This window comes from Burkholderia sp. ABCPW 11, assembly GCF_001523445.1.
Taxonomy (GTDB): Bacteria; Pseudomonadota; Gammaproteobacteria; order Burkholderiales; family Burkholderiaceae; genus Burkholderia.
In genome coordinates this window covers 380,984-406,828 of the sequence record NZ_LOVM01000046.1, presented here as the reverse complement: position 1 = coordinate 406,828, position 25,845 = coordinate 380,984, and the positions used below count along the sequence as shown (strand labels likewise).

The following is a 25,845-nucleotide window of genomic DNA, read 5'->3' as shown; positions in this document are numbered from 1 at the left end:
ATCGTCAGCCCGACGCGGACCGGACAACAGGCGCGAGACAGGTGCGGCGTGGCACCTCGCCGGCCTCCGGTTCATCGGTGAGGCTCGCGCTGCGCGTGCCGCGCCTCCCATTCGGCCAGCTCGACGCGATAGCGTGCGAGCGCTTCGTCATACAGGTCGAAGACGCACGGCGAGCAGCCGCTGTTGCAGCAGTCTTCCAGTTCGGGTTGCACGGGTGGGGTCGGACGGGGATCGTCGACGGACGAATCTCCGGAAACTTGGTTCGGCACGGCGTGTTCCGGTAATGTGGAGTGGTCAGTATAGGGCGATCCGGGCCGCCGCCGCGTTCGGCGGGCCGGGCGGATCGACGATGAACGCGTCCGCCATGGCGCGATCGCCGGGTGCGGCACGCCGCTGCGGTCGCCCCATTCCGCCCCACAGGAGCTGCGCGATGGCCGAAGCCGTGAATCCACCGGAAGTCTGGGCGCCGTTCGGCGCGTTCTCGATGGCCGTGATCCAGGGCGACGGCCGGATCGTGCATCTGAAGGGACAGATCGCGCTCGACCGCGACGGGCATGTCGTCGGTGCCGGCGACATGCGCGCCCAGGTTCGCCAGACGCTCGAGAACATCCGCGACGTGCTGGCCGCACTGGGCGGGCAAATGCGCGACGTGATCTCGCTCGTCCATTACGCCACCGACATCGACGCATTCATGCAGGCGGGCGACATCCGCAACGCCTACTTCGCCGAACCCTATCCGGTGACGACGACCGTCCAGGTCGAGCGGCTGTACCATCCCGACCTGCTGATCGAGATCGCGGCCATCGCCGAGATTCCGCTGGCGCGGTTTCGTCGTCCGCTGTCGCATGCGTGAAGAGCATCGGGCCCGCGTAAAAACGCGCGCCGGTCGAGGCTTTGCCGACCGGCGCGCGCTTGCTTGCACCCCGCTAGCCTACTTCGCGGGCGCGCCCGGCTTCAGCGCCGCCGGCTTGTCGGCCAGCGGCTGCCACGCGGCGCCGAGCGAATACCAGTCGACGCGGCGCGTGAGCGTCATGATGCCGGCGAGAATCGCGAACAGCAGCAGCGAACCGAGCATCAGCGCATTGTCCTCCGACAGCAGCAGCCCGTAGAGCGCCGCGTACAGCATCGCGAGTAGCGCGGTGAACGTCGCGCCGCGCTTCACGCTGTGCAGCACGAACGACAGGTAGAAGCCGAGCAGCCCGATGCATGCGCCGCTCGCCGCGAGATACGCATAGCCGAACGCAATGTGCTCGGACAGGCTCAGCAGCAGGAAGAACAGCGCGAGCGACAGGCCGACCAGCGTGTACTGGATCGGGTGAATGCGCAGCCGCTTCACGAGCTCGTACATGAAGAAGCTCGCGAACGTGAGCATCACGAACAGCGCACCGTATTTCGTCGCGCGTTCGGCCTGCAGATAGACGTTCACGGGTTCGATCACCGATACCGACGCCATCTCGATCCCGCCGTCGCCGTTGCCGGACGCCACCTGCTCGCGCGCCTTCGTGTTGAACGACGTCACGTGCCAGTTACTGACGAAGCCGCGCGCATCGATCGTGCGCTCCGCCGGCAGGAATTCGCCGCCGAAGCTCGGATGCGGCCACGTCGATTTCAGCGAAAAGTCGTTCTGGTCGCCCACCGGCGCGAACGCGACCGATTCCGCGCCCGCGAGCGGCAGGCCGATGCTGAACGGCACGACCGTCGCCCCGGCGTTTGCGTCCGCCAGCGCCGCGAGATCGACGTTCGCATGCACGCCCTGGCGCAGGCCGTCGAGCCGCGTACCCTGCTCCACGTCGATCCGCTTGCCGCCGATGCGCAGATCGGGCTGCGCCTTCAGCCCGCGAAGGTCGCCGATGCCGAGCGCGACATAGGCGTCGTCGACCTTGAAGCTCACGTGGCCGTCGGCTTGCGGCAGCTTCTTCAGGTCCGGCAGCGGCAGCGTGCCCGTCATCCGGCTGTCGAGCCCGTACACGAGCGCCTTGTGAATGCCGCGATAGCGCACGCTGACCGACAGCGTGCCGTCGACCTTCAGCGTCTTCGGGAACACGAGCAGCCGCTTCGCCTCGCTTTTCAGGGTGGTTTTCGCCTTGCCGCCGGCGCGTACGTCTTCGCTCACGCGCGTGACTTCCGTGTAACGGACGACGAGCACCGGCCCCGTCACCGTCTGCGGCCCCGCGTAGCTCGCCCAGATGCTCTGCAGCGCGCTTTGCCGATAGTCGGCGCGTTCCCGCACGATGCTCTGGACCATCTGCAGCGGGATCAGGATCGCCAGCGCGAGAAGCGCGGTGATCATGGACTTGAACAACAGGACTCGATTCATTGCTGGCAGGTACCGGAGTGGAAGGTACGGTCAGCATGAGCGGCCCCGGTGAAGGGCGATTGAAGCCGGCGTGAAGTGAATGTGTGGCGGGTGTGAAGCGCGCGGTCAGCCCGCCGACGGCAACGTGAGCGTCGCGCATGCGCCGCCTTCCGCCCGGTTCGCGAGCGCGACCTGGCCACGGTGCAGCATCGCGACTTCGCGCACGAAACACAGCCCGAGGCCCGTGCTGCGATCCTGCCCGTCGGGGCGCGGCAGCGAATAGAAACGTTCGAACACGCGCGACAGCGCATAGTCGGGCACACCGGGGCCGTCGTCCGCAACGCGCACGACCGCGACGTGCGCCCTGCCCGCCGGCCGCCGCTCGAGCGCGATCCGGATCGTGCTGCCCTGCGGCGCGAAATCCAGCGCGTTGTCGAGCAGGTTGCCGAGCGCCTGCCGCAGCAGGAACGGATCGCCGTCGACGACCGCCGCACCGCCCCCGTCGGCCGCATCGTTCGCATCGATGTGCAGGCTCACGCCGCGCTGCCGCGCGCGCGGCTCGATATCGTCGACGAGCTGTTCGAGCACCGGCCGCAGCGCGACCGGCTCGTGCACCGACAGGCGCTGCTTCTGCTCGACCTCGGCCAGCGCGAGCAGCTTGCGGATCATCTGTTCGAGGCGGCCGGCCTGACGGCGGATGTTCTCGGTGAAACGCCGGCGGTTCGCGACCGGCATGTCTTCCTGCAGCAGCTCGGCCGCGCCGCTGATCGCGGCCAGCGGGCTTTTCATCTCGTGCGTGAGCGTATGGATGTAGGTTTCGACGTACTGCCGGTCTTCCAGCCGCTGATGCATGCTTTCCACCGCGCGTCCGAGCTCGGCCAGCTCGTTCGCGCCCTGCAGCGGCATCGACGCGCGCTCGCCGGCCGCGATCGCGCGCGCATAGCGCTGCAGGCGCCGCAACCCGAGCACCAGCCACCACGTGCACGCGGCGCCGATCAGGATCGCGCCGCCCATCAGCAACGCGCCGTACAGCATGATCTTGCGCTGGCTGCGCGCGATGAACGGCGCGACCGTCTGGTTCGGCTTCGCGATCGTCAGCACGCCGATGATCTCGTTGCCGCGCCGGATCGGCGCCGCCACGTGCATCACGGTGCTGCCGTCGTCGTTCGGATCGCTGCGCGTGCTGCGTGCGCCGTATTCGCCGCGCAGCGTCCGGTACACGTCGTTCCAGCGCGAATAGTCCTGCCCGACCGCGCTGCCGGCCGAGTCGTAGCGCACGATGCCGTGCGCGTCGGTGATGTAGAGACGGTAGCCGATCGCGTTCTTCTGGATGCCCCACACGTTCGCGCTGACCGGGCGCTCATGCAGTTTGCCGAGCTGCCGTGCGAACGCGCCGTCGGCGATATGCCCGTTCGCCATGTCGTCGGCGGCCAGCGTCGCCAGCACCTGCGCGGTATCGACGAGCGTGTCCTCCATCGCTTCGCGCACGCCGGGCTTCACCTCCTGCACGAACACGCGCAGCGTGATCAGCGCGGCCAGACCGACGATCAGGAAAAAGCCGAAGAAGATGCGCAGGCCGATATGCATGGCGGTGCCGGTCGTTACGGTTGCAGCGAATAACCCATCCCGCGGTGCGTGCGGATCGGGTCGCGCTCGGGATCGATCGCACGCAGCTTCGCGCGCAGCGTCTTGATGTGCGTGTCGACCGTGCGATCGGTCGAATCGAGCGCCTCGTGCCACACGAGATCCATCAGTTGTTCGCGCGAATAGATGCGCCCCGGATGCCGGACCAGCAGCGCCAGCAGCCCGAATTCGTAGCGCGTGAGGTCCAGCGCGTGGCCGAGCCACGACACGCGCGCGCCGTCGGCGTCGAGCGCGAAGCCGGGGGCGACCGGTGCAGACGCGTCCGCCGGCGCGGATGCGGGTGCCGGTTCCGGCGTGGCCGCCCGGTGGAAGCGGCGCAGGATCACGCGCACCCGCGCGGCCAGTTCGCGCGGCGAAAACGGCTTGACGACGTAATCGTCGGCGCCGATCTCGAGCCCGACGATGCGGTCGATCTCGTCGTGCCGCGCGGTCAGGAAAATCACCGGAATATCGGTGAACGTGCGCAGCCGCCGGCATACCTCGAAGCCGCTGAGGTCCGGCAGGCCGACGTCGAGCACCACGAGATCGACACGCGTGTCGCGCAGGCGGTCGAGCGCCGCCTGCCCGAGCGTGCAGTGGACGGTCTGCATGCCGTCGGTGCCGAGGGCGTAGACGATCGTGTCCGCGATCGCCTGTTCGTCTTCGACGATCAGGATGGTGGGCTGAGTCATGGTCTCGGGTTCGGGTCGCGCAATCCGGTGCGACATTGTACGCACGGCTGCCTCGGCGAGCCCTTGCCCGGCGCGCTATGCGACGCGCCCGCTCACCGGAATCGACGCACCGGTGATCGCCTGCGCGTCGTCCGACAGCAGGAATCCGATCGTCGCCGCGAGCTGTTCGGGCCGCACCCAGCGCGAGAAGTCGGCGTCGGGCATGTCCTTGCGGTTCGGCGGCGTGTCGATGATGCTCGGCAGCAGCGCGTTCACGGTCACGCCGCGATCGAGCAGTTCCGCCGCCAGCGCCTCGGTGAGCCGCGCGACACCCGCCTTCGCGGCCGCATACGCGCCCATCCCCGCGCCGGCCTTGAATGCCGCGCCCGCGCCGATGTTGACGATGCGGCCGGCCCGGCTCGCCACCAGGTACGGCAGCGCGGCCTTCGACGCGTTCAGCGCCGTCTTCACGTTCAGTTCGTACATGCGGTCCCACGTGGCGGCGTCGCCGTCGGCGATCGTCTGCCACGCGAATGCGCCGGCGATGTTCAGCAGCGCGTCGACCCGGCCGAATTCGCGGTTGACCGTTTCGAGCGCCTGCGCGGCGGCCTGCGGATCGACGAGATCGATGCCGCCGATGCGCAGCGCATCGGCCGGCACGCCGGGCAGCGCCTGCGCCGCCGGGGCCGCGCCGCGGCCGATCAGCGCGACGCGTGCGCCGCGCTCGCCGAGCCACGCGGCCGTCGCGACGCCCAGATGACCGAAGCCGCCGGTGATCGCGACTGCCTTGCCTTTCAGGTCGTGTTCCATCGATGTGTTCTCCTGGATCGAGGGTGATTGGATGAAATGCCGACAGCGTAGCGCCGTTCACGCGTTCGTGCGCACGGCGACGAGGGTGCGGAGATGCGGTTCGCCCGTCGTTTCGCCGTGATTGTCGGGCGCCGGCGCGGCGGCGGCATCGCGAGACGGATCCAGTCCATGCACCGCCGGCGAAGCCCGACGAGCGCGCAGCCGGACGGCCGGGCATAATGCGCGATGCCCGCCACGCGCGGCGCGCGGCACGGCAGCCGGGCCGCCCGGCCCGGCGGCCCGTGTCGCCGCCGACCCGCATCCCGAACCTCAACCCGTCAATCCCATGCAAGTACTCGTCATCGGAACCGGCAAGCTCGCCCACGAGCTGCTCGGCTCGCACAAGCTCGACCCGGCCACCTGCCGCGTGATGCCGTGGTCGGACGGCACGCGAACCGACGCCCGGTCGATCGTCGTCCATGCCGGCTCCGGCCGCGAACTCGCCGCGGCGATCGCGTTCTGCCAGGCCACCGCGTCGCCGCTCGTCGAGTTGTCGACCGGCTCCGACCTCGAAACCGGAACGTACGGCTTTCCGGTCGTGCTGTGTCCGAACACGAACATCCTGATGCTCAAGTTCATGAGCATGCTGGAAACCAGCGGCCACCTGTTTCGCGACTGCGCAATCAGCGTGACCGAGTCGCATCAGGCCGGCAAGACGTCCGTCCCCGGCACGGCCGTCGGTATCGCCCAGTCACTCGGCGTGCAGCCGGCAGCCATCCGCTCCGTGCGCGACCCGGCCGTGCAGCGCAGCGAATTCGGCATTCCCGACGATCAGCTCGGCCGCCATGCCGTTCACCGGATACGCATCGACGACGGCGCATGCAGCCTGCAGTTCGAATCGCGCGTATCCGGTGCGACGCCCTATGCGGACGGCGTATCGCGCATCGTCGAGGCCGTCCGGCAACACGATCTCGAGCAACGTCGCTATTCGATCGTCGAATTCATCCGCAACGGCTGGCTGTAGTCGCGGCGGCGGCGGGCACGGCCTCGCCACAACCGCCGCCCTCGCTGGCTCGCCGCTACCCGTCCCCCAGCACCGCTCCGCTCTCCGGCAAGATCGCCCCGCCGTCCACGACGATCGTCTGCCCGGTGATGTACGCCGCGTCGGCCGATGCGAGAAACAGCATCGCGTTCGCGATGTCCTCCGGCTCGCCCATCCGTGCCAGCGGAATATCGCGCGCGATTTGCGCCGCGACCGCCGCATCGCCGAGATTGCCGGCCGCCGGCGTGCGGATCATCCCCGGTTCGACGCCGTTGACCGTCACGTTGCGGCGCGCCAGCTCCAGTGCCGCCGCCCGAATGAAACCGTTCACGCCGGCCTTCGACGCCGCGTAATGCGCAAGCCCCGGATAGGCGACGCGCGGCCCCGTCACCGACGACGTGACGAGCAGCCGCCCGGCCCCCGCGCGCTCGAACGCCGGCAACGCGGCCTGCGCGAGCCAGAACAGCGCCGACAGGTTGACCGACAGCGTGCGGTCGAGCGTCGGTTCGTCGATCCGCGCAAACGGCGTCAACGGAAAATACGCGGCATTGTGGACGACGACATCGAGCCGGCCGCCGTCGCGCTCGACTGCCGCAACGAGCGCACCCAGCTCGTCCCGACTCGCGGCATCGACCCGATACGCGCGTGCGTCGCCGCCCGCGCTGACCAGCGCGTCGGCCTGCGCGCCTGCCGCGTCGCCGTTCAGGTCGGCGAGCGCGACGAACGCGTCGGATTCCGCGAAACGGCGGGCGATCGCCGCGCCGATCCCTTGCGCGGCGCCCGTGACGAGCACGACACGCCCGCTGAAGTCCGCACGCACGCGGCCGCTGCCCAGCATGGCTGTCATCGCTGCCCCTCGCCGCCGAGCGGGTGCACGGTTTCGTTCAGTACCTGCGCGTAAGCGCCGATCGGGAAATTCGACAGCGTGCCGAAATCGCCGCCCTGATAGCCGAAGATCTTGCCGTCGGTCTTGCGCTGCGCGAGATCGATCAGCACGACGCCGAGCGTCGGCACCACCTTTTCGCGCCACACGAACAGATACAGCTCGTCCGCGATCCTGAAGTAATGACAGCGGTCGACGTCGGCCAGCCCGCCTTCGACACCCTGCAGGCACTGCCACGCGTAGAAATTCTCGTTCAGGTAGATGTGCTCGTAGCATTCGGTCGGGCTGTAGCGGTACATCGTCCGCTTGCCGATCAGCTCGCGCGTGGGTGCATGCAGCGGCCCCGGCCGGGCGTGGCCGCCGAGCGTGCCGTGCCGGAATTGCGCATCGACGGCCGTCAGCGGCAGCCCGCGCGCGACGCGCGTAAACGCATCGATGCGCGTGTCGGCTTCCGTGGGCAGCGTACCGACGACCGACGTCCACACGCCGGCGTCGAGATCGATCACGAGGCTCACCGATGTCGCGCGTGCGGTGGCATCGATGTAGTCGACGAAGTACAGGCCGTCGCGCAGCCGCGTCACGCGGCACGGTGCGCGGCCGCCGGTATCGGTCGCCGCATCGCGCCACTGCAGCGCGCCCGGCTCGAACGTATGGACGCGCCACACGCCCGATGCGTCGCCGAGCGCCAGCGTCCGCCCGACGAGCGCGTCGACGGGTGCGAGGACGTTCGCTTCCGGCGCGAAGCCGTCCGCGAGCGCGCCCACCTGAATGAATACCGGATCCTGTCGTTCCACCTGCCGTCTCCCGCGCAGCTTCAGGCCCGGCGGGCCGTGTACGCTGCTCATGCGCACATGGTGCGGGCTGCGCGCGCCGCGCGGTATCCGCCAAAAGGATGAAGGGCGCGCGGCGCCGGAACGCGCTAAAGTGCACGTGATCCGCGCCGCGACCGGCGCGAGGAGCGCACATGCACCGTGTCATCCATTACCGACGCAGCGACGAAGGCATCGAGGCAATCAGCCTCGAATCCGATCGCGCGTTTCCGCGCCACGCGCACGACGAATTCGGGGTCGGCGTGATCGTCAGCGGTGCGCACCGGTCGTGGAGCGGCCGCGGGCAAGTCGACGCGCTGGCCGGCGACGCGATCATGGTCAACCCCGGCGAGATGCACGACGGCTTGCCGCTCGAGGCCGGCACCGGCCGGCGCTGGCGGATGCTGTACCTCGCCCCTGCGCTGGTCGCGGGCGTCGCGGCGGAAGAAGGCCTCGGCGGCGTCGAGCTCGCGCACCCGGCCGTGCGCGACGCGCGGCTCGCGGCCGCGGTCGGCCGGCTGCATGCGCGCATCGTCGCAGGCGAAACCCAGCCGCTGGCCCGCGACGAAGCGCTCGTGATGCTCGTCGCCGGTTTGCTCGCCCGGCACGCCAACCGCACGCTGCCGGCGGCGGGCGTCGCGCCGGCGGTCCGCGTCGCCCGCGAGCGGCTCGACGCAGCGCCGGGCGCACCCGTGTCGCTCGCCGAGCTGGCCGACCTGAGCGGCGTCAGCCGCTTCCAGCTGTTGCGCGGCTTCGCGCGCGAGCTCGGCATTACGCCACATGCATACCTGGTTCAGCAGCGCACGCGGCTCGCGCGTGCGCTGCTGGCCGGCGGCCTGCCGATCGCCGATGCCGCAGCCGAGGCCGGCTTCGCCGATCAGAGCCACCTGACGCGCGCGTTCGCGCGCCAGTTCGGGATCACGCCGGGGCGGTTCATGCAGGCGGGTTGAGCCACGCTGTCGCCCGCGCAGTTCGAGGCCGCCGGGCGCACTGCATTCGCAGGCGATTGCCGCGTCGACGGCAGCCGCGCCCCCATTGCGCCCGTCCACATCGACGGCACACTGCATCGACACCTCTCCGTGCTGCAATTTCGTTCAAGACGCACCCTGCGCGGGGCGCGACGATGCGGCACATGAAGACACGACTGATCGGCTATCTCTATCTCGCCGCCGCGATGGCGGGCGTCGGCAGCACCGTCGTCGCGAGCCGTCTCGCGGCCGGCGGCCTGCCGCCGTTCGCGGCCACCGCGCTGCGCTTCCTGATCGCGACCCCGCTGCTGTTCGCGCTGATGCACGCGCAGCGCTTGCGCTGGCCGCGCATTTGCGCACGCGACGCCGTGCTGCTCGTGATCCAGGCCGCGGCGGGCGGCGTCGGCTATACGGTGCTGCTGATCAGCGGCACGAAGCTGTCGTCGCCGCTCGATGCGGGCGTGATGCTCGGCACGCTGCCGGCCATGTCGACGCTGATCGCGGCCGTCGTGCTGCGCGAGCGGCAGACGCCGCGCGACTGGCTGGCCGCCGCGCTCGCCACGGCCGGCGTGCTGTTCGTCACGTTCGCGCCGGGCCACGCGATGCCGTCGCTCCAGACGCTTGCCGGCGATGCGCTGGTGCTGGCGGCCGTCGCATGCGAAGCGGTCTTCATCCTGCTCAACCGGCGGCTCGCCGCGCCGTTGCCGCCGCTCGCGCTTTCCACCGCGATGTCGGGCCTCGGCTTCGTGCTCGCACTCGTGCCGGCCGCGTTCGAATGGCATGCGCTGGCGAGCAGTTGGACCGTCGGCGCCGTGTCGGCGATCGCGTACTACGCGTTGATTCCGACAGTGCTCGGCTACCTGTGCTGGTATGCGGGCTCGGCGCGCACGAGCGGCACCGAGGCGGCCCTGTTCACGGCGGTCGCGCCGGTTTCGGCCGTGCTGTTCGCGGTCGCGCTGTTCGGCGAAACGCTGACCGGCACGCGTGTCGCCGGCATCGCGCTCGTCGTCGCCGGCATGCTCGTCGGCGCGACGCGACGGCGCAGGCCGTCCGTCGAATCACGCGGGACGCTCGCAGCGCAGACCGCCACCGACTGACTCGCGTTCATCGCGCGTCCCGTGGAAACGGCGGCGGCCTCCTTCCGTCGCATCGCCCGCCGATTCCCGCCTTTCCGCGACGTAACCGGCGCTGTAGGAATGTGTCCGCGCACCGCAAAACCGTTGCGCGCGACTGCGCAAGATGCAATATTCGCGTGGCCCCACCCTTTGACAACCCTCGAACGACAATCCCCACGCAATGAACAGGAAGGAAGCCAAAACAAGAATCGCGGTGCTGCTATCCGCGGGAACGAGGAAGGCCGACGCGCTGGCCGAACTGTCCGGACAGGGGCTCAAGGATCGCGTGCTCGCGCACTTGATCGCGTCGCGCCCGGATCCCGAACGCTGCCGCAAGAACAAGGTGCACATCCGGATCCTGATCGGCCTCGGCGTCGCCCAGTTGGTCATCAGCCTGATGCTTGCGTACTACTTCTTCGCGTCCGGCGCCGGCGGCGTGCTCGTCACCGTCTTCCTTGCGTTGACCGTGCCGCTGTCGTTGCTGTTCATCTGGGGATTTGCGACCCATCGTGTCGGCGCGTATCACGCGTTCATCCTGCTGTCGCTGCTGCAGATGCCGAAGACCGTTGCCGATCTCGGGCGCGATCCGGCGTCCGCGCTGCCGAGCCTCGCGATCACGGTCGTGCTCGTCGGTTACGTGTGGTTCGTCCGCAACCGGCTGTTTCCGGACTACGGCTGGTTCACGCCGCGCAAGGTCGAAGGCCGCTACGCGTTCGTGGAACGCGCCTGACGCCACCGACGTCGCGTCGGGCGCAAAAAAGGCGCCGGGCCTTCCCGCCATCGCGGAAAGGCCCGGCGCCTTCTGCATTCCGGAACCGATCGGCTTACTTCGCCTTTTCAGCCGAATCGCTGATCGCCTGGCCACCCTTCGAAATGTCCTGGCCCATGCCTGCGACCGTGTTGCAACCGGCGAGCGCGGCGGTCACCACCAGCAGCATTGCAGCAATCGTACGCGTCATTCTCATTCTCCTTCGAATCAACAAGCCCGACCGGGCGAATCGTTTGTGGCGTGGCGCCCGGCACGCTGCCGGACACGGGGCCTGACCTGATTATACGGAGACGCGCGCCGGTGCGGCCTCGCCGAGTGTCCTGCGCGCCACACCACGCGCGCTCGCAGATTTTTCTTGACTTCATCGCGGCACCAACTAATATACGCATCGCGTATATTTTCCGCTAGGAGCCGCCGATGACCGTTCCCCAGCAAGCCTTCCTCCGCGACGCGATGCGCCGCCTCAACATGACCCGCGAGGCATTCGCGAATCGCATCGGCGTCAGCCGGCGCGCACTGGATACCTGGCTGCTTCCGGACGATTCGCAGGAATCGCGCGGCATGCCGGAGATCGTCGAGCGTTTCGTGTCGGAAATCGTCGAACGCTCGGCGCCCGACGGCGAGAACTATACGCAAAGCGTAGACAAACAAGGGCTCGCGAAGCAATTCCTGTTCGAAGGCAAGCCGCAATTGATCTCGGTCGACCAGTTCTCGCGGGATTCGGTCGAGGCGCTGTTCCGCGTGGCCGATGTCATGCAGCCCATCGCGCGACGCCACAAGATTTCGCGGGTGCTCGAAGGCGCCGTGCTCGGCAACCTGTTCTTCGAAGCCAGCACGCGCACGCGCGTGTCGTTCGGCGCGGCCTTCTGCCGGCTCGGCGGCTCGGTGTGCGATACGACGGGCTTCACGTTCTCGTCGATGGCCAAGGGCGAATCGATCTACGACACGAGCCGCGTGATGGCCGGCTACGTCGACGCGCTCGTGATCCGCCATCCGGAAAAAGGCTCGGTGGCCGAATTCGCGCGTGCGACCAACCTGCCGGTGATCAACGGCGGCGACGGCCCCGGCGAGCACCCGAGCCAGGCGCTGCTCGACCTCTATACGATCCAGCGCGAGTTTTCGCGGCTCGGCAAGATCGTCGACGGCGCGCACATCGCGCTGGTCGGCGACCTGAAGTACGGCCGCACCGTGCACTCGCTCGTCAAGTTGCTCGCGCTGTACCGCGGGCTGAAGTTCACGCTCGTGTCGCCGCCGACGCTCGAAATGCCGGCGTACATCGTCGACCAGATCTCGACGAATGGCCATGTGGTCGAGCAGACGACCGACCTCGCGGCCGGCCTGCGCGGCGCGGATGTCGTCTATGCGACGCGGATCCAGAAGGAGCGCTTCACCGACGAGTCGTTCGAAGGCTACACGCCGGATTTCCAGATCAACCAGGCGCTCGTCGACTCGGTGTGCAAGCCCGACACGCTGATCATGCACCCGCTGCCGCGCGACAGCCGGCCGGGCGCGAACGACCTGTCGGTCGACCTGAACCGCGACCCGCGTCTCGCGATCTTCCGGCAGACCGACAACGGCATTCCGGTGCGAATGGCGATCTTCGCGGTATTGCTCGGCGTCGAGAATCTCGTCCAGCATTCGATGCGCGACGCGACGTGGCGCCCGCCGGCATACCTCGGGCCGGAGGATGCGGTGTTTCACGGAATCGACTGACGCCGCACCGGAGTGCCGCGCCCGCCTGCCATTGCCTGGGGCAGCGGGCACGCTTGCCCGATTCGACACGCGCCGCATTGCACGGCGCGTTTTTCATTTCGGCGCGATTTATGGAGGCTGCAACCGGACGCTGCCGCACCCACGGATCGATCGCTCGAAGCCCCGCCGCGGCGAACGGCGCGACGTCTCGCGTGGCGACGATCGGGCCGTTCGCGTGGGCTGATCGGTCGTTTCCCGCCGGCCAACCGCCGCCATCCCTCCGCAACATTCGTCAACCATTCCCTTACAAACGCTAACAAGAACGCTTCTCATTCAAACAAAAATTACATAGAATGCCGCCTGAAAACAAATCGTAATAATTCCCGGCGGCATGCACATTTCCGCAGTGCCGGGGCCACACCGCGAGGTCGAAGCGCACCATGAAGTCCCGTCCCGACGAGCTGAAGCTCGGTAAATTCACCACCCTGTGCAGCGTGCTCGCCGCGAGCCCCGCGTTTGCCGACGGCACGCCGCCCGCGGCGCCCGCCAGCACCGAAGGCCACCTCGCGCCGATCGAGATCCAGGGCAAGACCGAGCACAGCTACAAGGCCGACTTTTCCGCTTCCGCGAAATTCACCGCGCCGCTCGTCGACACGCCGAAATCCGTCACCGTGATCCCGCAGGAACTGATCCAGAGCAGCGGCGCGGCAACGCTGACCGAAGCGCTGCGCACGGTGCCGGGCATCACGTTCGGCGCCGGCGAAGGCGGCAACCCGCTCGGCGACCGTCCATTCATCCGCGGCTACGACACGCAGGGCAGCATGTTCGTCGACGGCATGCGCGACACGGGCGCCACCACGCGCGAGATCTTCAACACCGAACGCGTCGAGATCACCAAGGGTTCCGATGGCGCATACGGCGGCCGCGGCGGCGCCGGCGGCAGCATCAACCTGATCACGAAGGCCCCGCATCTCGGCACGACGGCCGCCGCGAGCGCGGGCCTCGGCACCGACCGCTATCGCCGCTTCACCGCCGACGGCAACTGGCAGTTCGCCGATCACGCCGCGTTCCGCCTGAACCTGATGAGCCACAACAACGACGTCGCCGGCCGCGACGCCGTCAACAACGAGCGCTGGGGTGTCGCGCCGTCGATCGCGTTCGGCCTCGGCACGCCGACGCGCGTGACCGCGAGCTACTACCACCTGCAGACGGACGACATGCCCGACGGCGGGATCCCGTACTTCTACACGACGTCGAACAAGCCCGCGAACGTCGGCACGATCTATCCGGCGCCGGTCGATCGCCACAACTTCTACGGCCTGGTCGACCGCGACTTCCGCAAGACCACGTCGGACATCAGCACGATCAAGATCGAGCACGACATCACGCCGAACCTCACGGTGCGCAACACCACGCGCTACACGGAATCGACGCAGGACTACATCTGGACGCAGCCGGACGACAGCCAGGGCAACGTGGTGAACGGCAAGGTCTGGCGCCGCAACAACAACCGCAACAGCTCGATCAACAGCCTCGCGAACCTGACCGAGCTGTTCGGCGAATTCCGTACGGGCCCGTTCAAGCACAGCTTCACGACGGGTATCGAGCTGTCGCGCGAATGGGGCAAGCGCGATTCGTACACGGTCGCGACCGACAAGGGCACGATCTGCCAGAAAGGCATCGGCGCGCCGTCGGGCTACAACTGCACGAGCCTCTGGTCGCCGAATCCGAACGACCCGTGGGCCGGTTCGATCACGCGCAACAACGACTACGCGCATGCGCGCACGACGACGAAGTCGATCTACGGCTTCGACACGATCGAGCTCACGCCGCGCTGGCAGGTGAACGCCGGCGTACGCGTCGACGACTACTCGACCCGCTTCACCGATACCAAGGCCAACGGCGGCAAGACCTATACGCGCGACGACACGCTGTTCAACTGGCAGGCCGGCCTCGTATTCAAGCCGGCGCGGAACGGCAGTATCTACGCGTCGTATGCGACGTCGTCGACGCCCGCCGGCATGCTGCTCGGCGAAGGCAGCGAAACGCAGTCGCTCACACCGGGCCGCGGCGGCGTCGGGCCGAACGCCGACCAGATGGCGCCCGAGAAGAACCGCAGCATCGAGCTCGGCACGAAGTGGAACGTGCTGAACGACAAGCTGTCGCTGACGGCCGCGCTGTTCCAGATCGATACGACGAACGCACGCGTGACGCTGCCGAACAATCAGTACGCGATGGTCGGCAACAAGCGCGTGCAGGGCCTCGAGCTCGGCCTCGCCGGCCAGATCACGAAGCAGTGGCAGGTGTTCGGCGGCTATACGTACATGAAGAGCGCGCTGCGCGACAACGGCAAGGACGCCGCGAACAACGGCAACCGCTTCCCGAACACGCCGAAGCACAGCCTCACGATGTGGTCGAACTACGACGTCACGCCGAAGTTCACGGTCGGCGGCGGCGCGTTCTACATGTCGGAAGTGTTCGGCGATCCCGCGAACCTGCGCGCCGTGCCGTCGTACTGGCGCTTCGACGCGATGGCGCAGTACCGGATCAACAAGAAGCTCGACCTGCAACTGAACGTGAACAACCTGTTCAACCGCACCTACTTCGATCAGGCGTATCCGGCGCACTATGCGTCGATCGCCCCGGGCCGCTCGGCGTTCGTCACGCTGAACGCGCGCTACTGATCGATGCAAGCCGTATCGCTGAAGGCGCTCGCGTCGGTATCGCCGCGCGCGTTCGCCGACATCCTGGCCGGTCCGCCCGAGCGCGCCGCCGCGTGGGTCGCGGCAGCGGCCGACCACGGCATCGTCGACGCGCAGGCCGTCTATGGGCAATACCTGCTCGACGGGCACGGCGTCGCACGCGATCCGGCCGCCGCATTCAGCTGGTTCCGGCACGCGGCGCGAGCCGGCCACCCGATGGCGATGAACATGCTCGGACGCTGCTACGAGTTCGGCTGGGGCACGGCCGCGTGCGCGCCGGTCGCCGTGTACTGGTACCGGCTCGCCGCACACGCGGGCCTCGACTGGGGCATGTACAACTACGCGACTGCCCTTGCGCTCGGCAACGGCGTCGACGAAAACCGCGCCGACGCACTCGACTGGTTCCGCCGCGCGGCCGCGCTCGGCCATGCGAAATCGATCAACCTGATCGGCGGCTTCTACGAAGACGGCTGGGTCGTACCCGTCGACACCGACGCCGCGTTCGACCACTATCGCCGCGCCGCCGTTGCCGGCGACTTCCGCGGCCAGTTCAACTATGCGCGGCTGCTCGCCGAGCGCGGGCGCGTCGACGAAGCGCTCGTCTGGCTCGCGCGCGTGCCGGCCACCGCGACACCCGCGTTCATCGCGAAGATGCGTGCGTATCTCGTTTCGTCGCCGGTCGACGCTTTTCGGGCGGCGGCCGTGCAACTGGCGCCGCACGCAATGGAATCCGCACCATGATGCTTCACATCCCCGGCGTACTGACTCGAGCGCAAGTCGCGCAATGCCGCGACCTGCTCGATGCCGCCGAATGGGTCGACGGAAACGCGACGTCCGGCGCGCAGTCGGCGCTCGCGAAACGCAACCGGCAATTGCCGGAAGGCTCGCCGGCCGCGCGCGCGGTGGGCGACGCGATCCAGGACGCGCTCGCGCGCCATCCGCTGTTCTTTTCGGCGGCGCTGCCGCTCAAGGTGTTTCCGCCGCTGTTCAATCGCTATGAAGGCGGCGAAGCGTTCGGCACGCACGTGGACAACGCGATCCGGCTGCTGCGCGGCACGGATTTCCGCGTGCGCAGCGACCTGTCGGCGACGCTGTTTCTCGAGGAGCCCGAAGCGTACGACGGCGGCGAGCTGTGCGTGGAAGACACGTACGGCGTGCATCGCGCGAAGCTGCCGGCGGGCGATCTCGTGCTGTATCCGGCGTCGAGCCTGCATCACGTGACGCCGGTGACGCGAGGTGAACGCGTCGCGTCGTTCTTCTGGATCCAGAGCATGGTGCGCGACGATGGCGACCGCACGCTGCTGTTTCAGCTCGATACGCAGATTCAGGCGCTTTCCGCCGAAAAAGGGGCGAAGGATCCGATGGTCATTTCATTGACCGGGATTTATCACAACCTGTTGAGGAAGTGGGCGGACGCGTAGCGCGAGCCGGTCACGCCCCGGCGCTTGCGCCGCGTCGAAAAGCAGGTCTAAAATGACCATCGTCAAATGACCATGCTCATATCATGATGCCGCACGCTCCCGTATCGAAATCCGAATTCAAGGCTCGCGCACTCGAATACTTCCGGCTCGTCGAGGCGTCGGGCGAGAGCCTGATCGTCACCGACCACGGCAAACCGACGCTCGAGATCCGGCCGTATCGCTCGCGCGAAACTCAACCGTTGGACATATTGCGCGGTTCGGTCATGCGCTACGACAATCCTCTCGATCCGATTGCGGAAGATGATTGGGAGGCGTCGCGGTGATCGTGCTGGATACACATGCATTGGTGTGGTGGGTAGCGGGCGACCCGGCGCTCAGCAGGAAGGCGCGAAGCGCGATCGATCGTGCACGGAGCGAAGGCGCGCTCGCCGCATCCGCCATCTCCGCGTGGGAAATTGCGATGCTGGTGCGCAACGACCGCCTCGCACTGACGATGGATGTCGACGCATGGCTCGCCACCGTCGCGCAGATCGACGGCATGCGCTTCGTGCCGGTCGATGCCGACATCGCCGCGAAATCCACCGATCTACCCGGCACGTTCCACAAGGATCCGGCCGATCGCATGATCGTCGCGACCGCGCGGCGGCTCGGCGCGCCGCTCGTCACCCGCGACGAAAAAATCCGCGCGTACGCGCACGTCAAGACGCTCTGGTGAGCGTTGCCCGCCCGCGGGTCGAACCGCGGCGCACCTTCCGCCAGACTCCAGCATATTGGCGATTCGTCTGACCAAACGACCGCGGCCGCCCCTCTCGATATCGGTGCGTGGCCCGCAACCGTCCTCGTGCCATTGGCCCGCTACCGTGATACCGCTCTCCGATGCCGCCGTCCGGTCGATCGCCCTGCGGGCGTCGCACGAACGGTTCGTCGATCTCTCGTTCGGCGATCGCCATTGGGCCGTCATGCAGAACGAATCGCACGCAATTTACGCTCCTGTCGACGAAAGCATGCTCGACGTATCGTCGCGATGACGGTTTTCCCGATCCGACACGCGTGACCCGGTAACATCCTCACTTGCCGATCCGCGTGTGCTCCCGCACAATCGCAGCACCTGCCTCACTCCCCTCGCGCCGATGTCCTATGCGTCACTCGCCACCGGCGTCCTGCTCGCCGGCGGCCTTGGTCAACGCTTCGACCCGAGCGGCCTGCACAGCAAGCTGCTCGCTCGGCTTCCCGACGGCACGCCGGTGGCGGTCGCCGCCGCCCGCCGTCTCGCGGCCGCCACCGCCGACGTGATCGCCGTCGTGCGTCCCGGCGCCGAAAAGCTTGCGATTTTGCTGAACGAAGCCGGCTGCCAGGTCGTTTATGCACCCGACGCGTTGCGCGGCATGGGCGCGAGCCTCGCGGCCGGCGTCCGCACCACGCCCGACGCGAGCGGCTGGCTCGTCGCGCTCGGCGACATGCCATGGATCGCGGCGTCCACTTACGAAACGGTCGCACGCGCGCTCGAAGCCGACCACGCGTCGATCGTCGCGCCCGCGCATCGCGGCGTGCGCGGCCATCCGGTCGGTTTCGCCGCGCACCATTTCGATGCGCTCGCCGCCCTCGACGGCGACACGGGCGCCCGCGCGCTGTTCGCCAATGCACCGGTGACACTGCTCGACGTCGACGACCCCGGCATCCTGCGCGACATCGATACACCCGCGGATTTGCGCTGACGTCGATTGCGCAGGCCCGCACGTTCCCGCACGAACCCCGCCGATCGGCGGATTTCCGCGACGATCGACCACCCGCCGCAAGAATCCCGCTGCAAACCCGCGCCCGATTGGCTATAACGGAGACGAGGCGCGTCCGCCGCGCCACCGCCGTCACGCACCGCGCGAGTTCTCCATGAGCGATCACACGACCCCGACGCCCGAGCCACCTGCCGACCCGAACCGCGATCCGGAAAACGATCCGTTCTCGTCGCCGCCCGGTCATCACGACAACCCGCAGCAGCCGGACGAACCGCCGAGCAAGGATCCGGTCTAGCGCGCCGGCCGCTTTGCGAACGCGACCCGCTCCTCGCGCGACTGCGGTCTAGCGTGCCGTATAGCCGCCGTCGATCGGCAGCGACACGCCGCTGATCATCGACGCCGCATCGCTCAGCAAAAACAGGATCGGTTCGACGACTTCGTCCGGCTCCGCGAATCGGCCGAGCGGAATCGCGGCCAGCATCGGCGCCCGCTTCTCCGGGTCGCTCCATGCGAACTGCGCCATCGGCGTGAGCGTGACGGTGGGGTTCACGCTGTTCACACGAATGCCGTGCGGCCCGAGCTCGATGCACAGCACGCGCGTGATCGCGTCCATCGCCGCCTTCGACGCGCAATAGCTCAGATGCGCGGGCAGGCCGACGAGCGCGGCCTGACTCGACACGTTGACGATGCTGCCCCGGGCGTGCGCCGCGCCGCGTGCGTCGCGCTCGATCATCTTTCGGGCCACGGCTCGCGCGACGAGCGCCGCGCCGCGCGCATTGACGGCCATCACGCGATCGAAATGCGCGGCGCCGACATCGAGCGCCGGTTCGAGCGACGCGATCCCCGCGCAATTGACCAGGCCGTCGAACGCGTCGTATGCAGCGAGTGCGGCATCGATCGCGCGTTCGTCCTCGCCGACATCCATGCGCAACGTCTCGCACGCAATCTCGCCGGCGAGCATGTCGAGCGCGGCCATGTCGCGCCCCGCCGCGACGACGCGCGCGCCGGCGTGCGCCAGCGCGACCGCGCACGCGCGGCCGATTCCGCTCGATGCGCCCGTGACGAGCACCGTTGACCCGCCGAAATCGAATCGTGTGTTCATGATGGTGTGCCCAACCCGTGCATGATCGGCTTGAGTGCCGGATACAGCGCCGTGTACAGCGAAAAACGCGCGTCGTACGTTTTCGCGCGGTCGGCATCGGGCCGTGCGCGCTCGACGAGCGTGACCCAGCCGCCCTGCGCGTCGTCGCGCGACACGAGCCCTGCTCCGACACCCGCAAGCAGCGCAGCCCCCATCGCAGCTTCGACGTCCTGCTCGATCGTCCATACCGGGAAACCCGTCACGTCCGCGATGATCTGCATCCACAGCGCCGAATGCGCGGCGCCGCCGACGACGATCAATCGATCGTCCAGCGTCACCGCGCCACGGCGGCCAGCCTCGATGTTGTGGCGCAACGCGAACGCGACGCCTTCGAGCACCGCACGATAAAGATGCGCACGCGTATGCGCGAGACTCAGCCCGACGAACGCGCCGCTCGCCTTCGCATCCCACACCGGGCTGCGCTCGCCCATCAGATACGGCAGGAACAGCACGCCGTCGGCGCCGGCCGGCACACATTCGGCCGCCTCCTCGAGCAGCGCATGCGGATCGCCGTGCGGCAGCAGGCGCGCCGCATCGACTTCCGCATGGCAGAACTGATCGCGAAACCACGCGACCGACGCGCCGGCCGTGATCGCACCGCCAAACACGTACAGGTCGCGCTGCCCGTCGAACACGTGCGGCATGCTGACGAGGCCATGCCGCGCATCGACGTGCCGGTTCACGTAGCCCCAGCACATGCTGGTGCCGATCATCGCGACGTGCTGCCCGGCACGCGTCGCGCCGGCCGCGAAGGTCGCCACCGCCGCATCGACGCCGCCCGCGACGACGGGCGTGCCGGCCGGCAGCCCGAGTTGCGCGGTCCATTGCGACAGCAGACCGCCGACGATGTCCGTCGAATCGACCAGCCGTTCCGGCATCATCGTCGCCGGAATGCCGAGCATGTCGAGCGCGTCGTCGGACCATTCGCGGCGTGCGACGTCGTACACGCCGCCGATATTGCCGGCCGAACTGTGATCGACCGCCACTTCGCCGGTCAGCAGGTAGATCACGTATGCATTCGGCGGCAGGAAGTAGCGCACGTTCGCCCATACGTCCGGCCGCCGGTCGCGCAGCCACAGCATCTTGGTGAACCCGTAGTAGCTGTCGACGCCGTTGCCGGTGATCACGCGCAGCCGCTCGACATTCACGTGCTCGTTGACCCAGTCGACTTCCGCGGTCGCGCGCCGGTCCATCCAGATCAGGCACGGATGCAACGGCCGCATGTCGATGTCGACCGGGATGCCCGAGCCGCCGTACAGGCTGCTCACGCACACCGCACGGATCGCATCGGCCGGCACGCCCTGCGCGCGCGCATCGCTCACGCAGCCGGCGATGCAGTCGAGCACCGCGTCGAACCACACCTGCGGCCACTGCTCGGCCCACAGCGGGCGCGGCGTATCGGGCTGGTAGCCGGCCGAGCGCCGCGCGACGATCGTGCCGTGCCGGTCGACCAGCAGCGCCTTGGTGCTCTGCGTGCCGATGTCGACGCCTATGACGTATTCCATGATGTCTCCGGTGAGGCGCGCGCCGGCCGTCAGCGGGCCGGCTTCAGCAGCACCTTGATCGATTCGGGCGATTTCGCGACGCGGATCGCATCGTCCCAGTCCTCAAGCGCGAAGCCGTGCGTGACGATGCCCTTCGACGTGACGAGCCCGCGCGCGAGCAGGTCGATCGCGACCGGATAGCAGTATGGCCCGAGATGCGCACCGCGCACGTCGAGCTCCTTGCGATCGCCGATGATCGACCAGTCGACGGTCGCATCCTCGCCGAACACGCTGAATTCGACGAAGCGGCCGAGCTTGCGGATCAGGTCGAGCCCCTGGTTCACGCCGACCGGCGCGCCGGTCGTCTCGATGTAGACGTCGCAACCGTAGCCGTCGGTAAGGGCGCGGACGATCTCGCGCGCATCGTCGCGCCGCGGGTTGATCGTCACGTCGGCGCCGTACTGCCGCGCGAGTTCGAGCCGTTCGTCGATCAGGTCGATCACGACGAGCTTCTTCGGCGTCTTCAGGTGCGCGACCTGCGTCATCATCAGCCCGAGCGGGCCCGCGCCCGCGATCACGACGACGTCGTCGAGCTGGACGTCGCCGCGGTTCACCGTATGGATCGCGCACGACAGCGGCTCGATGATCGCCGCATCCTCGAGCGATACGCCAAGCGGGATCTTGTGGACGATCGCGGTCGGCGGAATGCGCATGTACTCGGCCATTCCGCCGTCGGCGACTTCGCGCTGGAAGCCGAAGATGTTGTGCACCTCGCACATCCAGTACTGGCCCGACTTGCAATAGCGACACTTGCCGCACGGCACGATCTGCTCGGCGATCACGCGATCGCCCATCGCCACGCCGAAATGCTCGGCCGCGCCGTCGCCGAGCGCTTCGACATGGCCGAAGAATTCGTGGCCGGGGATCACCGGCGCCTTCACCCACGGGCTCGGTCCGCCCCAGAACATCTTGGCGCCGGTATAGCACTTGCAGTCGCTCGCGCAGATGCCGCAAGCGGCGATGCGGATCACGAGCTCGTTCGTCCCGGGGTGCGGCTTCGCGACCTGTTCGACGCGATAGTCCTCGGGGCCGTGGCAGACGACCGCGGTCATGCGCGGCTGGGCTTCGGGTGTCGTCATGAGTTGTCTCTTTTTCAATTGATTCGGATAACCGATGGATCGATCGTTACCGCGATCGCTCGCGGCTGATGTAGATCGCGAGCAGGATGATTCCGCCCTTGATCACGTTCTGCACGTACGGGTTCACGCCGATCATGTTGAGCCCGTTGTTGAGCACGCCGAGCAGCAGCGCCCCGACGAGCGTGCCGAGGATCGCGCCGCGCCCGCCGGAGATCGACGTGCCGCCCATCACGACGGCCGCGATCGCGTCGAGCTCGAAGCCCACGCCGGCGTTCGGCTGCCCGCTCATCAGACGCCCGGTCAGCACGATCGCGGCGAGCGCCGACGTGACGCCGGCCAGCGTGTAGACGATCAGCTTCACGCGCGCGACCCGCACGCCGGTGAGCCGCGTCGCCTGCTCGTTGCCGCCGATCGCGTACACGTAGCGGCCGAACGGCATCCGGTCGAGCAACAGCCACGCGATCGCATAGATCGCCAGCATGATCAGCACCGGCGTCTGGATGCCGAGCACCTTGCCGCTGCCGAAGAACGCGACCCAGTCGGGCAGCCCGTCGATCGGATAGCCGCCCGTGTAGATCAGCGCGAGGCCGCGCGCGATGCCCATCGTCGCGAGCGTGACGATGATCGGCGGCATCCCCGCGAACGCGACGAACACGCCGTTCAGGAAGCCGAAGCCCAGGCCGACCGCGATGCCGATCGCCAACGCGGCGGCCGCGTTGACGCCCGCGACCATCAGCCCGGCCGCGAGCGTGCCCGACAGCGCCATCACCGATCCGACCGACAGGTCGATGCCGCCCGTCAGGATCACGCAGGTCATGCCGACCGCGATGATCGCGTTGATCGAGACCTGGCGCAGCACGTTTTCGAGGTTCGCGGCGGACAGGAAGCTCGGGCTCGCGATCATCATCGCGATGCACACGACGACGAGGCCCACGAGCGGATAGAACAGCGTCGAGCGGCGCAACCGGGCCCACATCGCGCGGGGCGGCGGTGCATCGGCGGCCGTGGCCGCGAGCGTCGTGGAAGGCGTGGAAGAGGAATCAGGCAGGTTCATGGGTCGCTCCTCGCGTGCCGGCCGTGGCATAGGTCATGACCGTGTCGGGATCGATCTCGTCGCCGGCGAGCGTCGCCTCGATGCGGCCCTGCCGGAACACGGCGACGCGATCGCACATGCCGACGATTTCCGGCAATTCGGACGAGATCATGATGATGGCGTAGCCGCGCGCGGTGAGTTCGCGCATCAGCCCGTAGATTTCGGCTTTCGCGCCGACGTCGATGCCGCGCGTCGGCTCGTCGAAGATCAGCACCGACGTGTGATGGTTCAGCCAGCGCGCGATCACGACCTTCTGCTGATTGCCGCCGGACAGCGTCGCGACCTCGGTGTGGATCGACGGCGCCTTCACGCCGACGCGCCGCATCACGTCGTGTGTCGTACGCGCCTCGCCGCGCCGGTCGATCAGCCAGCGCATCGACCGGTACTTGCCGAGATTGTTCAGCGAGATGTTGTCGCGAATCGAGAACGACGTGACGAGCCCTTCCGTCTTGCGGCTTTCCGGCAGGAGGCCGATGCCCGCGCGCAGTGCGTCGGCCGGATCGGCGAGCTTCGCCGCCGCGCCGCGTACGCGCAGTTCCTTGCGATGCGCGCGCGTCGCGCCGATCACCGCGAGCGCGGTTTCCGTGCGGCCCGAGCCGACCAGCCCCGCGAAGCCGAGGATCTCGCCGGCGCGAAGCGCGAAGCTGCTCACCGGGCCGTCGCGCTCGATCTGCAGCGCATGGACGTCGAGCACGACCGGCGCGTCGGCCGGCAGCACCGGCTTCGGCGGAAAGCTGCTTTCGATCCGGCGGCCGACCATCATCCGCACCAGTTGCTCGACGTCGGTGCGCGCGACGTCGGTCGTCGCGACGTACTGGCCGTCGCGCAGCACCGTGATGCGGTCGCACACCGCGAAAATTTCGTCGAGGTGATGCGAGATGAAGATCATCGCGACGCCCTGCCGCTTCAGCTCGCGCATGATCGCGAACAGGTGCTCGGCCTCGGCCGGCGTGAGCGTCGCGGTCGGTTCGTCGAGGATCAGAATGCGCGCGTCGAGCGACAGCGCCTTGCCGATCTCGACGAACTGCTGCTGCGCGACCGACAGCGCGCGGATCGGCGCATCGAGATCGATCGCCACGCCGAGCCGCGCGAAGATGGCCGCCGCCGCCGCGCGCATCCGCTTGCGATCGCGCGCCCCCCAGCGCGTGCGCAACTCGCGGCCGAGGAACAGGTTGTCGACGGCATCGAGGTGCGGAATCAGGCTGAATTCCTGGAACACGATGCCGACGCCGGCCGCGACCGCGTCGTGATAGTCCGCGAAATGGCGCGCGGCGCCGTCGATCTCGATCGTGCCGGCATCCGGCTGGTGGATGCCGCACAGGATCTTCATCAGCGTCGATTTTCCGGCGCCGTTCTCGCCGAGCAGCGCATGGATCTCGCCGCGCGCGATCTCCAGATCGATGTCGGACAGCGCCTTCACACCGGGAAAGCTTTTCGTGATGTGGCCGAGCCTGAGTATCGTATCCATCGGCTTCTCCGTGCGAAGGGCATCGGCCACGCCGCCGCCCTTCGCGTCGCGTCGCACGTCGTTCACCAGCTGAAACCCTTTGCGTTGCCGCGATCGACGACCTTCACGTCGACAGGAATCGCCTTCGGCACCGTCGCGCCCCACTTGCGCGCGATCGCGATGCCGAGCGCGATGCGCACCTGGTCGGCCGGGAACTGCGCAGTCGTCTCGACGAACTTCGAATTCGGCTTCTGGATCGCGGCGATCGCCTCGGGCGCGCCATCGACGCTCGTCAGCTTGATGTCCTTGCCGGACCCCTCGATCGCGGCGAGCGCGCCCATCGAGCCGCCGTCGTTCACGCTGAAGATGCCCTTCAGGTTCGGATGCGCGGAAATCATGTTTTCGGTGACCGACAGCGCGGTCGCGCGCTCCTGCTTGCCGTTCTGCGTGTCGACGAGTTTCACGTTCGGGAATTTCGCGAGCCCGGCCTTGCAGCCGCGCACGCGCTCGAGAATCGGCACGACCGGAATGCCGTCGAGGATCGCGACCTCGCCGCTGCCGCCGATCGCCTTCGCAAGGTATTCGCACGACATCACGCCCGCGTCGTAATTCTTCGAACCGACGAACGAATCGACCGGGCCGTTCGCGTTCGCATCGACGGCCACGACCACCGCGCCCGCCTTCTTCGCTTGCGTGATCGCCGACTGGATGCCGGTCGAATCGGTCGGGTTCACGAGCAGGATGTCGATCTTCTTCTGCAGCATGTCCTCGACGTCGCTCACCTGCTTGCTGACGTCGTGATGCGCGTCGGTGACGACGACCTGCGCGCCGATCGACGCGGCCGCGTCGTTCAGCGCCTTCTGCATCGTCACGAAATACGGGTTGTTCAGCTCCTGGAACGTCATGCCGATCCGCAGTGGCGCGGCGTGGGCGGCGGCGGGCAGCAGGGCCGCGACGGCGAGCGCGGCAACGGCCGCCAGGCGGGCGGCGCGACGGGAGGATGAAGCGGGCGATGCGTGCGTCATGAC

The 25,845-nt window shown here is 68.1% G+C and carries 27 protein-coding genes and 1 pseudogene; 13 read left to right on the top strand and 15 right to left on the bottom strand.

The genetic code is table 11. The annotated features are described in order from the left end of the window. Positions 1-71: 71 nt before the first annotated feature. Positions 72-269, bottom strand: coding sequence for an oxidoreductase-like domain-containing protein (locus WS61_RS20035; RefSeq protein WP_059502687.1), 198 nt, complete (start codon positions 267-269; stop codon positions 72-74). A gap of 161 nt (positions 270-430) precedes the next feature. Here WS61_RS20035 and WS61_RS20030 point away from each other — a divergent pair, with 161 nt between their 5' ends. Beyond that, a complete protein-coding gene (locus WS61_RS20030; RefSeq protein ID WP_059502685.1) occupies positions 431-853 on the top strand; it encodes a RidA family protein in 423 nt (140 codons plus the stop codon). A gap of 78 nt (positions 854-931) precedes the next feature. Here WS61_RS20030 and creD read toward each other — a convergent pair whose 3' ends face one another. From creD to WS61_RS20010, 4 genes are all read right to left on the bottom strand, one after another. Then, positions 932-2,317 (bottom strand): cell envelope integrity protein CreD, encoded by a 1,386-nt coding sequence (creD, locus tag WS61_RS20025; protein WP_059502683.1) that lies wholly within the window; start codon positions 2,315-2,317, stop codon positions 932-934. Between the two features lie 105 nt (positions 2,318-2,422). Then, positions 2,423-3,883, bottom strand: coding sequence for a two-component system sensor histidine kinase CreC (gene creC / locus WS61_RS20020; protein WP_059502681.1), 1,461 nt, complete (start codon positions 3,881-3,883; stop codon positions 2,423-2,425). A gap of 14 nt (positions 3,884-3,897) precedes the next feature. Beyond that, a complete protein-coding gene (gene creB, locus WS61_RS20015; protein ID WP_059502679.1) occupies positions 3,898-4,611 on the bottom strand; it encodes a two-component system response regulator CreB in 714 nt (237 codons plus the stop codon). 75 nt (positions 4,612-4,686) lie between these two features. Next, on the bottom strand, positions 4,687-5,400 hold the full coding sequence (locus tag WS61_RS20010) for an SDR family NAD(P)-dependent oxidoreductase (protein WP_059502678.1): 714 nt from the start codon (positions 5,398-5,400) through the stop codon (positions 4,687-4,689). A 325-nt stretch (positions 5,401-5,725) separates the two neighbouring features. On the opposite strand from WS61_RS20010, the gene WS61_RS20005 reads away from it, so the two are divergent. Next, positions 5,726-6,403, top strand: coding sequence for a dihydrodipicolinate reductase C-terminal domain-containing protein (locus WS61_RS20005; protein WP_059502676.1), 678 nt, complete (start codon positions 5,726-5,728; stop codon positions 6,401-6,403). Positions 6,404-6,458: 55 nt separating this feature from the next. Here WS61_RS20005 and WS61_RS20000 read toward each other — a convergent pair whose 3' ends face one another. Both WS61_RS20000 and WS61_RS19995 read right to left on the bottom strand, forming a co-directional pair. Beyond that, a complete protein-coding gene (locus WS61_RS20000; RefSeq protein WP_059502674.1) occupies positions 6,459-7,268 on the bottom strand; it encodes an SDR family oxidoreductase in 810 nt (269 codons plus the stop codon). Next, positions 7,265-8,098 (bottom strand): molybdenum cofactor biosynthesis F family protein, encoded by an 834-nt coding sequence (locus tag WS61_RS19995; protein WP_059502809.1) that lies wholly within the window; start codon positions 8,096-8,098, stop codon positions 7,265-7,267. The genes WS61_RS20000 and WS61_RS19995 overlap by 4 nt, the downstream gene beginning before the upstream one ends. A 170-nt stretch (positions 8,099-8,268) precedes the next feature. Here WS61_RS19995 and WS61_RS19990 point away from each other — a divergent pair, with 170 nt between their 5' ends. The 3 genes from WS61_RS19990 to WS61_RS19980 all read left to right on the top strand — a co-directional run bounded on the left by WS61_RS19990 (position 8,269) and on the right by WS61_RS19980 (position 10,926). Continuing rightward, positions 8,269-9,063: an AraC family transcriptional regulator gene (locus WS61_RS19990; protein WP_059502672.1), complete on the top strand. Its 795-nt coding sequence runs from the start codon at positions 8,269-8,271 to the stop codon at positions 9,061-9,063. A gap of 182 nt (positions 9,064-9,245) precedes the next feature. Next, complete coding sequence (locus tag WS61_RS19985; protein ID WP_059502811.1) at positions 9,246-10,178, top strand: DMT family transporter; 933 nt, start codon at positions 9,246-9,248, stop codon at positions 10,176-10,178. 199 nt (positions 10,179-10,377) lie between these two features. Beyond that, positions 10,378-10,926: a hypothetical protein gene (locus WS61_RS19980; protein ID WP_059502670.1), complete on the top strand. Its 549-nt coding sequence runs from the start codon at positions 10,378-10,380 to the stop codon at positions 10,924-10,926. 94 nt (positions 10,927-11,020) lie between these two features. Here WS61_RS19980 and WS61_RS19975 read toward each other — a convergent pair whose 3' ends face one another. Continuing rightward, the gene (locus tag WS61_RS19975; RefSeq protein ID WP_034204471.1) at positions 11,021-11,155 is read right to left on the bottom strand and encodes an entericidin A/B family lipoprotein; all 135 of its coding nucleotides are present in this window, start codon (positions 11,153-11,155) and stop codon (positions 11,021-11,023) included. Positions 11,156-11,382: 227 nt separating this feature from the next. Here WS61_RS19975 and WS61_RS19970 point away from each other — a divergent pair, with 227 nt between their 5' ends. Then, complete coding sequence (locus WS61_RS19970; RefSeq protein WP_059502668.1) at positions 11,383-12,678, top strand: aspartate carbamoyltransferase; 1,296 nt, start codon at positions 11,383-11,385, stop codon at positions 12,676-12,678. Between the two features lie 133 nt (positions 12,679-12,811). Here WS61_RS19970 and WS61_RS35955 read toward each other — a convergent pair. Then, positions 12,812-12,901: pseudogene (locus WS61_RS35955) on the bottom strand (VapC toxin family PIN domain ribonuclease); the annotation flags it as partial. A 196-nt stretch (positions 12,902-13,097) separates the two neighbouring features. Here WS61_RS35955 and WS61_RS19965 point away from each other — a divergent pair. The 7 genes from WS61_RS19965 (at position 13,098) to WS61_RS35270 (ending at position 18,808) form a co-directional block, all read left to right on the top strand. After that, positions 13,098-15,341, top strand: coding sequence for a TonB-dependent siderophore receptor (locus WS61_RS19965; protein ID WP_059502666.1), 2,244 nt, complete (start codon positions 13,098-13,100; stop codon positions 15,339-15,341). Between the two features lie 3 nt (positions 15,342-15,344). Further along, on the top strand, positions 15,345-16,100 hold the full coding sequence (locus WS61_RS19960) for a tetratricopeptide repeat protein (RefSeq protein ID WP_059502664.1): 756 nt from the start codon (positions 15,345-15,347) through the stop codon (positions 16,098-16,100). After that, a complete protein-coding gene (locus WS61_RS19955; RefSeq protein WP_059502662.1) occupies positions 16,097-16,780 on the top strand; it encodes a Fe2+-dependent dioxygenase in 684 nt (227 codons plus the stop codon). Before WS61_RS19960 ends, WS61_RS19955 begins: the two co-directional genes overlap by 4 nt. Before the next feature lie 83 nt (positions 16,781-16,863). Further along, positions 16,864-17,103 (top strand): type II toxin-antitoxin system Phd/YefM family antitoxin, encoded by a 240-nt coding sequence (locus WS61_RS19950; RefSeq protein ID WP_034204466.1) that lies wholly within the window; start codon positions 16,864-16,866, stop codon positions 17,101-17,103. After that, positions 17,100-17,495 (top strand): type II toxin-antitoxin system VapC family toxin, encoded by a 396-nt coding sequence (locus WS61_RS19945; protein WP_034206140.1) that lies wholly within the window; start codon positions 17,100-17,102, stop codon positions 17,493-17,495. Before WS61_RS19950 ends, WS61_RS19945 begins: the two co-directional genes overlap by 4 nt. A 415-nt stretch (positions 17,496-17,910) precedes the next feature. Next, on the top strand, positions 17,911-18,495 hold the full coding sequence (locus tag WS61_RS19935; RefSeq protein WP_059502661.1) for an NTP transferase domain-containing protein: 585 nt from the start codon (positions 17,911-17,913) through the stop codon (positions 18,493-18,495). A 172-nt stretch (positions 18,496-18,667) separates the two neighbouring features. After that, positions 18,668-18,808 carry a hypothetical protein gene (locus tag WS61_RS35270; protein ID WP_175888605.1) on the top strand — a complete coding sequence of 47 codons (141 nt, stop codon included), beginning with the start codon at positions 18,668-18,670 and terminating at the stop codon, positions 18,806-18,808. A 48-nt stretch (positions 18,809-18,856) separates the two neighbouring features. Here the strand turns inward: WS61_RS35270 and WS61_RS19930 are convergent, their stop codons facing one another. Genes WS61_RS19930 through WS61_RS19905 form a run of 6 tightly spaced genes read right to left on the bottom strand, consistent with a single transcriptional unit; the run spans position 18,857 to position 25,842 of the window. Beyond that, positions 18,857-19,615, bottom strand: a complete 759-nt coding sequence (locus WS61_RS19930; protein WP_059502659.1) for an SDR family oxidoreductase — start codon at positions 19,613-19,615, stop codon at positions 18,857-18,859. Beyond that, the gene (locus WS61_RS19925; RefSeq protein WP_059502657.1) at positions 19,612-21,159 is read right to left on the bottom strand and encodes an FGGY-family carbohydrate kinase; all 1,548 of its coding nucleotides are present in this window, start codon (positions 21,157-21,159) and stop codon (positions 19,612-19,614) included. The genes WS61_RS19930 and WS61_RS19925 overlap by 4 nt, the downstream gene beginning before the upstream one ends. Positions 21,160-21,188: 29 nt before the next feature. Next, positions 21,189-22,277, bottom strand: coding sequence for an alcohol dehydrogenase catalytic domain-containing protein (locus WS61_RS19920; protein ID WP_059502655.1), 1,089 nt, complete (start codon positions 22,275-22,277; stop codon positions 21,189-21,191). A gap of 46 nt (positions 22,278-22,323) precedes the next feature. After that, positions 22,324-23,331 (bottom strand): ABC transporter permease, encoded by a 1,008-nt coding sequence (locus WS61_RS19915; RefSeq protein WP_059502653.1) that lies wholly within the window; start codon positions 23,329-23,331, stop codon positions 22,324-22,326. Further along, entirely contained in the window at positions 23,318-24,982 is a 1,665-nt protein-coding gene (locus WS61_RS19910; protein ID WP_373557126.1) for a sugar ABC transporter ATP-binding protein, read from the bottom strand. Before WS61_RS19910 ends, WS61_RS19915 begins: the two co-directional genes overlap by 14 nt. After that, positions 24,901-25,842, bottom strand: a complete 942-nt coding sequence (locus WS61_RS19905) for a substrate-binding domain-containing protein (RefSeq protein ID WP_059502651.1) — start codon at positions 25,840-25,842, stop codon at positions 24,901-24,903. The genes WS61_RS19910 and WS61_RS19905 overlap by 82 nt, the downstream gene beginning before the upstream one ends. Positions 25,843-25,845: the final 3 nt, after the last annotated feature.

Bases quoted from the DNA above. Each gene is read 5' to 3' on its own strand.
- WS61_RS20030 (WP_059502685.1), top strand. From the start codon at position 431: ATGGCCGAAGCCGTGAATCCACCGGAAGTCTGGGCGCCGTTCGGCGCG.
- creD (WP_059502683.1), bottom strand. From the start codon at position 2,317: ATGAATCGAGTCCTGTTGTTCAAGTCCATGATCACCGCGCTTCTCGCG.
- creC (WP_059502681.1), bottom strand. From the start codon at position 3,883: ATGCATATCGGCCTGCGCATCTTCTTCGGCTTTTTCCTGATCGTCGGT.
- creB (WP_059502679.1), bottom strand. From the start codon at position 4,611: ATGACTCAGCCCACCATCCTGATCGTCGAAGACGAACAGGCGATCGCG.
- WS61_RS20010 (WP_059502678.1), bottom strand. From the start codon at position 5,400: ATGGAACACGACCTGAAAGGCAAGGCAGTCGCGATCACCGGCGGCTTC.
- WS61_RS20005 (WP_059502676.1), top strand. From the start codon at position 5,726: ATGCAAGTACTCGTCATCGGAACCGGCAAGCTCGCCCACGAGCTGCTC.
- WS61_RS20000 (WP_059502674.1), bottom strand. From the start codon at position 7,268: ATGACAGCCATGCTGGGCAGCGGCCGCGTGCGTGCGGACTTCAGCGGG.
- WS61_RS19990 (WP_059502672.1), top strand. From the start codon at position 8,269: ATGCACCGTGTCATCCATTACCGACGCAGCGACGAAGGCATCGAGGCA.
- WS61_RS19985 (WP_059502811.1), top strand. From the start codon at position 9,246: ATGAAGACACGACTGATCGGCTATCTCTATCTCGCCGCCGCGATGGCG.
- WS61_RS19980 (WP_059502670.1), top strand. From the start codon at position 10,378: ATGAACAGGAAGGAAGCCAAAACAAGAATCGCGGTGCTGCTATCCGCG.
- WS61_RS19975 (WP_034204471.1), bottom strand. From the start codon at position 11,155: ATGACGCGTACGATTGCTGCAATGCTGCTGGTGGTGACCGCCGCGCTC.
- WS61_RS19970 (WP_059502668.1), top strand. From the start codon at position 11,383: ATGACCGTTCCCCAGCAAGCCTTCCTCCGCGACGCGATGCGCCGCCTC.
- WS61_RS19965 (WP_059502666.1), top strand. From the start codon at position 13,098: ATGAAGTCCCGTCCCGACGAGCTGAAGCTCGGTAAATTCACCACCCTG.
- WS61_RS19960 (WP_059502664.1), top strand. From the start codon at position 15,345: ATGCAAGCCGTATCGCTGAAGGCGCTCGCGTCGGTATCGCCGCGCGCG.
- WS61_RS19955 (WP_059502662.1), top strand. From the start codon at position 16,097: ATGATGCTTCACATCCCCGGCGTACTGACTCGAGCGCAAGTCGCGCAA.
- WS61_RS19950 (WP_034204466.1), top strand. From the start codon at position 16,864: ATGATGCCGCACGCTCCCGTATCGAAATCCGAATTCAAGGCTCGCGCA.
- WS61_RS19935 (WP_059502661.1), top strand. From the start codon at position 17,911: ATGTCCTATGCGTCACTCGCCACCGGCGTCCTGCTCGCCGGCGGCCTT.
- WS61_RS35270 (WP_175888605.1), top strand. From the start codon at position 18,668: ATGAGCGATCACACGACCCCGACGCCCGAGCCACCTGCCGACCCGAAC.
- WS61_RS19930 (WP_059502659.1), bottom strand. From the start codon at position 19,615: ATGAACACACGATTCGATTTCGGCGGGTCAACGGTGCTCGTCACGGGC.
- WS61_RS19925 (WP_059502657.1), bottom strand. From the start codon at position 21,159: ATGGAATACGTCATAGGCGTCGACATCGGCACGCAGAGCACCAAGGCG.
- WS61_RS19920 (WP_059502655.1), bottom strand. From the start codon at position 22,277: ATGACGACACCCGAAGCCCAGCCGCGCATGACCGCGGTCGTCTGCCAC.
- WS61_RS19915 (WP_059502653.1), bottom strand. From the start codon at position 23,331: ATGAACCTGCCTGATTCCTCTTCCACGCCTTCCACGACGCTCGCGGCC.
- WS61_RS19905 (WP_059502651.1), bottom strand. From the start codon at position 25,842: ATGACGCACGCATCGCCCGCTTCATCCTCCCGTCGCGCCGCCCGCCTG.